6 protein-coding genes and 1 rRNA gene are annotated in these 7,860 nt (G+C 41.4%); 5 read left to right on the top strand and 2 right to left on the bottom strand.

Annotation, left to right across the window (positions count from 1 at the left end):
- Positions 1–1,295: CCA tRNA nucleotidyltransferase (locus KJ678_03005; protein MBU1017108.1), on the bottom strand; the 1,295-nt coding region annotated here is incomplete at its 3' end.
- A 292-nt stretch (positions 1,296–1,587) separates the two neighbouring features.
- On the opposite strand from KJ678_03005, the gene KJ678_03010 reads away from it, so the two are divergent.
- From KJ678_03010 to KJ678_03025, 4 genes are all read left to right on the top strand, one after another.
- Positions 1,588–4,016 (top strand): 16S ribosomal RNA (locus KJ678_03010).
- A gap of 301 nt (positions 4,017–4,317) precedes the next feature.
- Entirely contained in the window at positions 4,318–4,794 is a 477-nt protein-coding gene (locus KJ678_03015) for an LAGLIDADG family homing endonuclease (GenBank protein ID MBU1017109.1), read from the top strand.
- A 195-nt stretch (positions 4,795–4,989) separates the two neighbouring features.
- Positions 4,990–5,610, top strand: coding sequence for a hypothetical protein (locus KJ678_03020; GenBank protein MBU1017110.1), 621 nt, complete (start codon positions 4,990–4,992; stop codon positions 5,608–5,610).
- 346 nt (positions 5,611–5,956) lie between these two features.
- Positions 5,957–6,148, top strand: coding sequence for a hypothetical protein (locus KJ678_03025; GenBank protein MBU1017111.1), 192 nt, complete (start codon positions 5,957–5,959; stop codon positions 6,146–6,148).
- Here KJ678_03025 and mnmA read toward each other — a convergent pair whose 3' ends face one another.
- On the bottom strand, positions 6,149–7,216 hold the full coding sequence (mnmA, locus tag KJ678_03030) for a tRNA 2-thiouridine(34) synthase MnmA (GenBank protein ID MBU1017112.1): 1,068 nt from the start codon (positions 7,214–7,216) through the stop codon (positions 6,149–6,151).
- A gap of 210 nt (positions 7,217–7,426) precedes the next feature.
- Here mnmA and KJ678_03035 point away from each other — a divergent pair, with 210 nt between their 5' ends.
- Positions 7,427–7,705 (top strand): hypothetical protein, encoded by a 279-nt coding sequence (locus KJ678_03035; protein MBU1017113.1) that lies wholly within the window; start codon positions 7,427–7,429, stop codon positions 7,703–7,705.
- The last annotated feature ends 155 nt before the right edge of the window (positions 7,706–7,860 follow it).

Here is a 7,860-nt window from a genome sequence, read left to right on the forward strand (position 1 = left end):
ATCTGCCCTACTTTAGGGCTGGGATTTAGTTTGGCAATATCCATTATATCCTTGCCATCTATAGCAAGCATTTTTGATGAAATGGGGTCTTCCCTAACTTTCTCAATCATATAAAGAAGATGCCTTAATTTGTAAGGAACGGCTTTTGGAACGCCCGAACCGATCCTGTCGGCTTCCCGAACTTTTATTAAATCGGAAATGTTCTCCGCGCCTACCCGTTTTATAAATCGGCGAACGCCCGCTGGCGTTACATCTCCCACATTGTAATAAAAAAGATGGCATCTTACCAAATGAACCACTTTTTCAACAACTTCGTTAGAAAACTTAAGTTCCTTGAGTATCTCTGCTACCATTCTTGCCCCCACAACTTCGTGACCATAAAAAGTTGCAGACTCCCCTTCCCCTCTTTTAGTCTTTGGCTTTCCCACATCATGTAAAAGCGCCGCTAACCTAATTTCAAAAGAGTAGTTTTTTGATACGGTATAATCTAAACTTCTTAAATTATGCTCCCATACCGTGTATATATGATGCTTGTTTTGCGCGCAGTTTATACCCTCGCGAAGTTCGGGAATTATGCATTTCATAAGACCCGTATCTTCCAAAAGTTGAATCCCCTTTGCGGCGTTTTGGGACATTATTATTTTTATGAACTCGTCCCTTACTCTCTCTTTGGCTATAAAAGATAACAGTTTTGCGTTTTTGTTAATGGCTTTTTTTGTATTTTCTTCAATACTAAAATCAAGCTCCACCGCAAATCTAATCGCGCGTATTAAACGCAAGGCGTCCTCATTAAACCGCTCCTCTGGACTTCCCACACAACAGATAAGTTTAGCTGAAATGTCCTCTGCTCCTTTATAAGGGTCTATAAGAGAGCTAAGTGACTTGAGATTCTTTGGCGGAAGATTTAACGCAAGCGCGTTTACGGTAAAGTCTCTTCTGGACAAGTCTTCTTCTATGGTTTTTGCAAATTTTATCTCATCGGGATGTCGTTTGTCGGTGTACTTTCCTTCCAGTCTAAAGGTTGTAACCTCAACCAATTTAAGTGCGGGGTCATTGGAATTTGTTTTAACGGCAACAGTCCCAAAAGAGTTTTCATAAAGGGAGTTTGGAAATAATTTTTGAATATCTAAAGGTTTGGCGTTAGTTGCAATATCCCAATCTTTGGGATTTAGACCCAATATGAGGTCGCGAACACAACCTCCAACAAGGTAGGCGCTTACTTTGACATCGTTAATTTCTTGGCTATGTCTAAAACCTCTAAAGGAATTTTGTTTTCCATATATACATTCTAACAAATTCGCATTACCTATCCAACTTCAATTTTTTCGCGTATTGACTTTTTGAGTTTTTCTGGTTTAATTACAATACTGAAGGGAAAGATGCTGATTGTTTTATAGCAATACAACAATATAACAATTCAACAATTTAGTTTTCTCGCACCTTGTCAATTAAATAGTTATTGAATTAACCACAACGAATTTTTTTCTAAATTCTAAAAGGTAAAAAGAGCATTATAAATTACCTTATAATGACCCTTCGACAAGCTCAGGGTCTCAAAAATTGGGCTTATAGAAGGCAAAAAAGGTAATTTTTGAGAGTTTGATCCTGGCTCAGGACGAACGCTGGCGGCGTGCTTTAGGTATGCAAATCGAGCGAATCCAACGCAAGTTGGATTAGCGGTGTACGGCTGAGTAACGCGTAGGAATCTACCCATAAGTTGTGAATAGCCCCGAGAAATCGGGAGTAATACACAATAGTTTCCGATTTAATCGGAATAAAGGTTGTAGCAATACTTCCGCTTGTGGAGGAGCCTGCGTCCCATCAGCTAGTTGGCGGGGTAAAAGCCCACCAAGGCAATGACGGGTAGGGGGCGTGAGAGCGCGACCCCCCAGAGGGGCACTGATACACGGGCCTCACTCCTACGGGAGGCAGCAATCTGGAATAGTCGGCAATGGGCGCAAGCCTGACCGCGCGACGCCGCGTGGAGGAAGACACTCTTAGGAGCGTAAACTCAAACTCCGCCGAAAGGCGGAAAAAAGGAGCGGCTAACTTCGTGCCAGCAGCAGCGGTAATACGGAGGCTTCAAGCGTTGTCCGGATTTATTGGGCGTAAAGTGTCTTAAGGTGGTTTGTTAAGTTTTTGGTTAAATCTCTCGGCCCAACTGAGAGGCCGCTGAAAATACTAGCAGACTAGAGTTAAGTAGGGGTAAGCGGAACGCACGGTGTAGTAGTGAAATGCGTTGATATCGTGCGGAACACCAAGGGGGAAGCCAGCTTACTGGGCTTATACTGACGCTGATAGACGAAAGCGTGGGGAGCAAAACGGATTAGATAAGTCCGTGTCTTAAATTTAAATTATAAGACAAAATGGTGTCCCTCCTGATAGTAATATCAGGATGTGCATCCAGCTGTATCGGGGAAATCCTAAATGGACAATCCCGAGGGAAGTCGTTTTGGTTCTGGATAAAATCGGAATGCTCATACATAGTTTTCCAATTTATCTAACCATTATTGACCCCGTAGAGACTATGGAGGTAAGAAAATAGTGGGTGCTATAATATGTTGATGAATAAAAAACACATAGCGCCTTTGTTTTATCAATGTAAAGAAATAATACTTGGTTCCTTGCTTGGGGATGGATCTTTGAAAATCTATAAACCCTATCAAAATGCGAGGTTCTCTTTTAGACACGCAAAAAAGCAGGAGGATTACTTTTTATGGAAAGTATCTAAACTAAAAGAAATATCAAGTAACAATTGCTTTTGGGAACAGCAAAAAAACGGCAGAGATGGCTGGGGTTATACTAAACTTCGCTATCAAAGCCAAGCTTTGGAAGCTTTAACAGAGCTTCATAAGCTAACACATAAAGGTGGTAAGAAAAAAATAAGAAGGAAATGGCTCAATCAGCTTACACCACTTTCATTGGCAGTGTGGTGGTGCGATGATGGGTCTCTTGTAGGAAACACTAGAAAAGGTGTTTTTTGCACAGATAGCTTTTCTTTAGAAGAAATCAAAATCTTGAGAAAATATCTAAGAATTGTTTGGGATATAGAAACAAATCTAGGTACAATCAAGACTAAATCTGGGAAAAACTGTTACAGGCTGTGGATAACCTCCACACAACAACTTAAAAAATTTCTTCAAATTATTTTACCCGAGATACCAACAGAAAATATGCTTCAAAAGGCAACTATCCTTTACAAAGATTCTCAACTCCAAGAACGCTGGATCTCTGAAGTAGAAAAACTGTCCCCTTTCTCCAGAAGCGCTATTGATAAACAGGTAGCGCTGAAAAAATCTAAATGGAAGGCCTTCAGAGAATGATATAGTCCGATATCCATGGCAACATGGAAAAAATACACGATGACCCGTGTAGTCCACGCTGTAAACGATCCTTGCTAGATAGTTGTCCCGATTTATCGGGGTGGCTGTCGCAGCTAACGCATTAAGCAAGGCGCCTGGGAACTACGGCCGCAAGGCTAAAACTCAAAGGAATTGGCGGGGAGATGCACAAGCGGTGGAGCATGTGGTTTAATTGGATGATGACCCAGGAACCTTACCCAGGTTTGACATGCAGTTGCAAATCCCGTGAAAGCGGGACTTCTTCGAGAGTACTGCACAGGTGTTGCATGGCTGTCTTCAGCTCGTGCCGTGAGGTGTACGGTTAAGTCCGTCAACGAGCGCAACCCCCACTCTGATTTGTATCACTATCAGGGAACTGCCCCCGTAAGGGGGAGGAAGGTGGGGATGACGTCAAGTCGGCATGGCCTTTATGCCTGGGGCTACACACATGCTACAATGGCCAGTACAAAGGGTTGCAACCTCGCGAGGGGAAGCTAATCTCATCAAAGCTGGTCTCAGTTCGGATTGAAGGCTGCAATTCGCCTTCATGAAGCTGGAATCGCTAGTAATCGCCGGTCAGCTATACGGTGGTGAATATGTTCTCATCTCTTGCACACACCGCCTGATTAATAAAAGCGCCTGGCAGCTAAAATATCTAGTAGGTTAAAATCCTACTCCGCCAGTTGGCGGATAGCCAAAAAAACATAGCAGTCCCGAAAAGGCGACTTCTCGGGATGAAGGGCTTGAGGCAAAAAGCAGCCTAAAAATTAAATAAGCAGACGACTTCTGCTGGGCGGTCAGAAGGAAGTCGTAAAAAGGCTTTTTTAGGATGCTCGGAACAGATTTTTTAGTAACCCAGGGAGATCTCGTATTGATATTCGGTAGACCTTCGGGTATACTTGGAAACATGAGGTTTGTTAAAGATACGAGAAGTCAGCAGAACCATAGTACCCTAAGAAACAATCTAAGGGGAAGGGTGAAACCTAAGATATCAGCAGATTATGTTATTGGATTAGTAGATGGAGAGGGGTGCTTCTATGTTAATGTAAGAAAGGCCGCACACAAAAAATGGCGGCCACGGGTACAAGCTCACTTGTACATTAAACTGAAACAGGAAGATTTCCCCTTACTAAAAGAAGTAAACACTTTTTTTGGATGTGGAAAGGTATATTATCAGAAAGAAACAAGGAGTAATCACACACCTTGTTTTAGATTTGAGGTAAATTCTCATAAAGACCTCATACGGGTAGTAGTGCCATTCTTTGAAACACACCCATTACAAAGTTCAAAAGACACAGATTTCTTAATATTCAAAGACATTGTTAGGTTGATAGAAACAAAAGAACATCTAACCGAAGAGGGTCTGGAGAAGATAAGAAATCTAAAAAAGCAAATGAATCTTGGGGCTCGCCGTGTGCGGGAAATCCGCTCGCACGGTGGGAACGCGAAGTAACCTCAACTATCGCATTCCGTCAATTGGGGGAAGCTGGAAACACCTGAAGGCTGTGTTTTACACGGACCAAGGTGGAGCCAGTAACCAACAATAAGTCGTAAAATTGTTGCGACTCTTAGATAAATTCTAAGAACAAACTTGGCTATATGCTGGAAACCCTTGAAAAGTTGTTAGTACTTTAGGTAAAATTACCAAATGAATACCGAAAGTGAAAATCTAACAAATAGAGACAATCAGCAGGAAAGATCCCGACCTAGTGTCGGGAAATCCCCAGAGACTACACGCCAAGCTCCTAAGAAAAAATTAACGAAAGCCTATCTGTTGGGTTTGTTACACGATGCCACTGAAACTAAATATACCTTCAGAATTGCCCAAAATAATAGAGAATTCACGAAAACTATACAAAATGGAATTTTAGCTCTCGGCTACAAAGCATGGGTATATAAAGAAGGGAAAAATAGAAATGTCTTCGTGACAGAATTCTCTAAAAAACTTCTTGATGAGTTTGTAATAAAAACTCTAGAGGATAAAAAAGATTACATAAGAGGATACTTTGACGCAGAAGGGGGCATAGCCAAAAACGCTAATGTTCGTTTCTACCTCTATTTTGCGCAGAAAAATCTTAACGATCTAAGAGAAGTAAAAAGGTATCTATCGGATATAAACATACAGTGTGGCAAAACGCATAACCCAAGTAAAAGGGTAGATCCGCATTACTGGAGATTTTATATAGGAATCTCGTCTCATAAGCACTTTGCCAAAGAGATAGGTTCTTTACACCCAGTGAAATCGGAAATTCTTAGGATGAAGATATAGTCCATACTTAATGGAAACATTGAGAATAATATGAACAAGGTAGCCGTAGGGGAATCTGCGGCTGGATCACCTCCTTTCTAAGGAGTAAAACTTCGCTCAAAAAGCGAATCTTTAGAGCGAGTCTCTAAAGAAAACTCACTTACTTTCTAGCCGAAAGTTTGTTGAGTAACTTGTGCCTTCACGTACAGGTTAGTAAAGGGTAGCCCTTTAGTCCCAAGGGACTTCGGGACTGCTTTCAGCAGCTTAGCAATATGATGCTTAAACATTGCAAACGAGGCTCTTTTTACCTTTTAGGAATTAGAAAAAACTATTGACAAGCATAAATTAAGTGGGATAAACTGTAACTGTGAAGAAGAAAACTGCTAGAAAACCTGCCAATATAAGCGATGAGCATTTTAACAGACTGCCTATTGTTTTATCTTTGTTTGTATCCTTCGTAATTCTAACCCTTTCTCTGCTAGCTCTTTTTGACAATCAAAGAAATTTAGCCGAAAAAGCGGGAGCCGAACAAATTAAAGTTCTTCAAAACAATAAGTAGTTAAACAATAACCCCTCCTCCCAATACTGTATCTTTGCAATAAAAAACAGCGCTTTGCCCTAGCGCTACCCCAAACGCTTTTTTGCCAAGCTTTACCGTTATAATACCCTTTTGCTCTTTAATAGATGTTACGGGATAAAGCTCTCCCAAATGTCTAATTCTAATTTCGATTCGGGTTGAATCCGCCTCGGGCGGGTTGAACCCTGTTTTTACCTCAAATTCATCGCAAAAAGCTTCTTCGTAGGGACCGACTGTAAGGATGTTTTTGTTCACATCTTTTGCAACTACATATAAAGGTTGGGGGGATTCTCTATCTTCCACTCTAAACCCGTGCCTTTGCCCAATAGTATAAAACCACGCGCCAATATGTTCCCCTATAATATTTCCTGCTGTACCCAAAACCTTTCCTTTTTTTTGCTTTATTCTTTCGTTTAGGAATTCTCTAATATCCACTTTGCCAACAAAACATATTCCTTGACTATCGGGCTTATACCATACGGGCAGACCCATTTCTTTGGCAATTTCTCTAACTTGAATTTTTGTGTACTCCCCTATTGGAAAAATTGTTTTGGACAAAATCTCTGAAGTTAAAGGATACAAAAAATAAGATTGGTCTTTTGAGGGGTCCGCCCCTTTAAGAAGTTTGTATTTATTGAAATCGTCCCTTCTCACTCTCGCGTAATGCCCCGTTGCCACAAAATCTACTTTTAGGTCTTTGAAGGCTTTCTTAAAAAAAAGCCCAAACTTTATTTCTTTATTACACATTACATCGGGATTAGGCGTTCTTCCCGCTTTATATTCGCTATAGAAATAATCAATTACTTTTTTCTTATATTCTTTAGTAAAATCCCAAACCAAAAGAGGCAAGTCCAAAAAACCGGCTATTTTCGCCGCATCTACCCTATCTGGATCAGAAGAACAGCCCTCGCCATCTTTTTCCCAACAGACCATATGAACACAGGTTACCTCATACCCTTGCTTTTTTAATAAAGCGGCGGACACGGCGGAATCCACACCACCTGATAAAGCCAAAACTACCTTTTTTCCTTTTCCAATTTTTTCTTTCATAGGAATATTTTAGCACAACAGTAGCCTTGTCATTGCGAGGAACGAGCGTAAGCGAGAGACGAAGCAATCCCAATGAGATTGCTTCGTCCTGCTTCGCAGTCCTCGCAATGACGGGAGAGACAGAAATGTGGTATAATAAGATACTATAACACCCACACAAAAGTCTTGTGGGGAAATGTCCATATACATAAGAGGAGAGGAGGAAAAACGATGGACGAATATGGTGTCATTGCGTTTGCAGCGCATGTAAGAAAAGCGAATTTCTGCAGTTCGCCTGCTGCGGCCTTGTTCACCCTAATGAATAGGGCATGGGAATTAGACTTCAGCTTGGGGAAGCCATATTGGAAGGAACTTCTTGTAAGAATTGGCGTAAATCCAGAGGATGTTCTGCAGTCCTCCAAAACATTCAAGGCGAACAATAGGCTCCCTGCCATAGAAACCTATAGGGAATTTATTGGGTGGTTACGGGCACAACCACATCCAAACTAGGACTTGATAACTGTCTTCATGCCGCGCAAGTGTCTAAACACCCCTTGCGCGGCTATCGCTCCTTCGGAGGCAGAAGTTACCTGCTGATGCATCTGATTTGAACCGTTATTTAAATCCCCCGCGCAAAATATTTCTGGAAGGGATGTTTGCATTGC

This window comes from Patescibacteria group bacterium, from assembly GCA_018817085.1.
Lineage (GTDB): Bacteria > Patescibacteriota > WWE3 > CG2-30-40-12 > CG2-30-40-12 > CG2-30-40-12.

Bases quoted from the DNA above. Each gene is read 5' to 3' on its own strand.
- mnmA (MBU1017112.1), bottom strand. From the start codon at position 7,216: ATGAAAGAAAAAATTGGAAAAGGAAAAAAGGTAGTTTTGGCTTTATCA.
- KJ678_03035 (MBU1017113.1), top strand. From the start codon at position 7,427: ATGGACGAATATGGTGTCATTGCGTTTGCAGCGCATGTAAGAAAAGCG.
- KJ678_03020 (MBU1017110.1), top strand. From the start codon at position 4,990: ATGAATACCGAAAGTGAAAATCTAACAAATAGAGACAATCAGCAGGAA.